The following is a 3,121-nucleotide window of genomic DNA, read 5'->3' as shown; positions in this document are numbered from 1 at the left end:
TAACGAGGCTGTAGAAAAACTCGATTTCGAGCCGTCCCCAGCGCCTGGTTCCTAAAATTTTTGTAGCGGCCATCCGCTAGCCGATGATCGCGACTCCGCTGTTCAGCCATTAGTTTCGGCCGATTTGGCGCTGCCAGCGCCGGTATTGCTGACTTCCAGAAGCCCCATTTCCGGCTCTTCTGGTCCCTGCATCACGCGGCTAACCGCCCGTAATTCGCCAGCTTCTCAATATTGTGCACTAGGCAGTATAGCTGCCACTGGCCCTGTACCTTCTTCTTACCTCTCAGGCTGAAGCGGTTCAGCCGCTTCGTGGTACCAATATTGCCGAACACCGGCTCGACCACTGACATGCGATGACTGTAGATTTCCTTGCCCTGCGGGCTATCCACTCGGTGCTTCATCCAGTCGGTGTAGTTGGGCAGGCGCTTGTTCTCGATGGTGAACGAGACTTGCCTGCCAGAGCCTTTTCGGTGGTCGGCGGAGGCCGGATTCTGCATACATTGATGCTTCTTGGGGCAGTGTCGGCATTGCAGCAAACGCCCTTCGAAGTGCACCCGGATTTTGCCATTCTCGGCTTCGCGTGTGCCCTGATAACTAATGGCGTTACCCGCCGGGCAGATGCACGTCAGGTTCACTGGATCGAACTGGAATTCACTGGCCGGGATGGTTTTCTTCCAGCCTGTATCCGGCAAATTCTGATGGCGTTTGCCGTACTTGTCTTTCTGGTTCTGGAACTTCGGATCCCGGCTGCGGAACCGGTTGTCTGGCACGTAGCCGTTGATCTGCCGTTCGTGCAGATACTTCATATTGGCTTCGTTGGCGAAGCCGGTGTCGGCGGTGACGACCGTGCCTTGTTGGTAGATGCTCTCGGCGATGCCCAGCTTTTTGTAACGGGCTTCGACGGTTTCCAGTACCGGCTGTAGAGTGTGGTGTTCCTGGCCTTCGCCAAAGGCCTGGGCATCAATGATCACCTGGTGTTTCTTGTCCACCGTGGCCACGCCGTTATAGCCCTGGATCGTGCCCTTGCTGGTGGTCATCTTGGCGCTTTCGTTATCCGTCAGGTTGCTCTTCACTTCCTTGCTCCGCTTTCCCCGGCCCATCCTTGGGCGGTTCGTCTTTAGGAAGCGGTCCACTTTGTTCATGGCTTCATCCAGCGAGAGGATGGTGTTCGCCCGACGGATATCCCGATCCAGTTCGGCCTCAGTTTCCGCCTCATCCCGCTCGTAATGCTCCTTCAAGTGGTGACGGATCAGTCGTCGCAGTTTCTCTCGTTTCTCACCCAACTCTTTAAAGGTGCCCGACCATTCCTTGGCGGCGTTGGAGGACATCTTGCAGCCGTCGATAGCAAAGAGTTCGTTGCCCAGAAGACCCTGTTCATGGCACACCAGCAGTACCTGCTCGAACAGCTCTTCAATCTCGCCGGAATGGCTGCTGACAAACTTGGCCAATGTCGTGAAGTGAGGAACGGTATCGCAGGATAGTGCCTTGAAGATGATGTTGGTCTCGCAGCACCACTGCATCTCACGGCTGGAGGTGATGCCTTTGGAGTAGGCAAACAGGATGATCTTCAGCAGGATGGCCGGATCGTAAGCCAGCCGGCCGGTGTCTTCGTTGCGGTACTTGGGGTGGAACACCGACAGGTCCAGCTTGTGTTCGATCAGGTAGTGCACCGCGTGTTCAAAGGTGCCGGGTTGAAGCTGTTCCTGGTAGTTGATCACGACCATGGCATCCTGGTCGTAGTTGTAATGCTTGAAGCGGGGCATGCCAACGACTCCTTGTCCGTTTGCCTGATCCTACCAAACCGAAGCGGTGATTTCGGGGTTTTTCTACAGCCTCAACGCCCGCAGCATGCGCGGCTTTTCCATTGTGGCTTCGCCTCCATTCCAAAGCCGCGCATGCTGCGGGCGTTAGGCAATCGGAACCATGAAATGGATCGCTACCTTGTTGCTGCTGACTCCTAGCATTGCCGCGGCAGAAACTGAGCCAGAATTTCATCTGTGCGCGCACTATGTGCAGAAATCAGAAGTGGGCGAACAAGCTGGTGGTGGCTGGCCAGTTATTGTCAAATTGACAGCGCTTGGAGCCAAGAGCTTTGAGAAATTCACTGAAGCAAACGTTGGCAGAATGAGCCGGATTATTGTCGATGGCCGCCAGTTCTTGAGGGCCACGATAAGAGAGCCAATTTCTGAGGGAACCCTATATGGAGAGTTTAGTTCCCGGGAAATTGCCAGTGCATGGCAGCGGGCATTTGTAGACGAGTCAACGTCCGCACCGTGCGGTGCAAACTGAGAAATGCCTAACCAGTCATTCAAGCTTGTTACCGGCCTGACGGCCGTCCACCGGACGCCCTAGTCGGGCGCCGCTTAATATTGGCGTTATGTGTGAGGGACCATGCACGAGCACTATCGAATAGAAGCAGAGATATGGCCCTACCTACAGAAAGCGGGGTTCGTCAAAGAGTCAGAGAATGATGAGGTCGATTATTGCGGCTCAATCAGAACGATCTTCGCGAAAGGTGAAAAGCAGGTTCTCCTAGAATGGTGCGGTGAAGAGGGTCTTGGCTTCGCTGAGGTGTGGCGTAACGGTGAGTGGTATGCGTTGCCCACCAAAGTCCTTGAGTCTAGGGAAGGTGAATTTCAGTCAGCAATCAGAAAGTTGTGTGCCGATTTGCAGGAGTATTTGGACTGAGCCTGGATCTATCACATAACCAGGCGGTCAACCGGACGCCAAAAGCGTATCGCTTTTGGTTCCCTCCGCTGGCGCTACGGCGCCGGTTACCTCAGCTACATGGACTCCCCCTGCGGTCAAGCAACGCCATTTGAATCCGAAGCGGTTTGAGACTGCAGCTCTACATTCGGCCTCTTTGTGGGCACTTCTGCCCGGGCCAGGATGATGATGCGTGTGAGCGATGGCCTCATTCGTTAGTCGGCTTTTGACAGCCGCTGAGCTAAACAGGCTCTATCACTCTCGGTCTGACCGTTCCGTCATCGCTTGCCGTTGCAAGACTCGGCTGGCAGGCGTGTTCTGCCTGTCGTTGTTGCTCGGTTATCAGCCCGACACGGGCTGTGTTTTAAACTCTGTCTGGTTCATCAGTAGTGCCCAGATAATTCGGGCATTTTTT

At 54.9% G+C, this 3,121-nt stretch carries 2 protein-coding genes; one reads left to right on the top strand and one right to left on the bottom strand.

All coding sequences use genetic code 11. The features are described 5' to 3' along the window. Positions 1-191 precede the first annotated feature (191 nt). Entirely contained in the window at positions 192-1,763 is a 1,572-nt protein-coding gene (locus ACJO3M_RS16195; RefSeq protein WP_406999717.1) for a transposase, read from the bottom strand. A 160-nt stretch (positions 1,764-1,923) separates the two neighbouring features. Between ACJO3M_RS16195 and ACJO3M_RS16190 the strand changes: the two genes are divergently transcribed. After that, positions 1,924-2,289 (top strand): SecDF P1 head subdomain-containing protein, encoded by a 366-nt coding sequence (locus ACJO3M_RS16190; RefSeq protein ID WP_407002423.1) that lies wholly within the window; start codon positions 1,924-1,926, stop codon positions 2,287-2,289. The last annotated feature ends 832 nt before the right edge of the window (positions 2,290-3,121 follow it).

The sequence above is a fragment of the Marinobacter alkalisoli genome, from assembly GCF_045449795.1.
GTDB lineage: Bacteria > Pseudomonadota > Gammaproteobacteria > Pseudomonadales > Oleiphilaceae > Marinobacter.
The sequence above is the reverse complement of the archived record's forward strand: the minus strand, read 5'-3'. Positions and strand labels throughout refer to the sequence as shown.

Coding starts and splice junctions, on each gene's coding strand:
- ACJO3M_RS16190 (WP_407002423.1), top strand. CDS start 1,924: ATGAAATGGATCGCTACCTTGTTGCTGCTGACTCCTAGCATTGCCGCG.
- ACJO3M_RS16195 (WP_406999717.1), bottom strand. CDS start 1,763: ATGCCCCGCTTCAAGCATTACAACTACGACCAGGATGCCATGGTCGTG.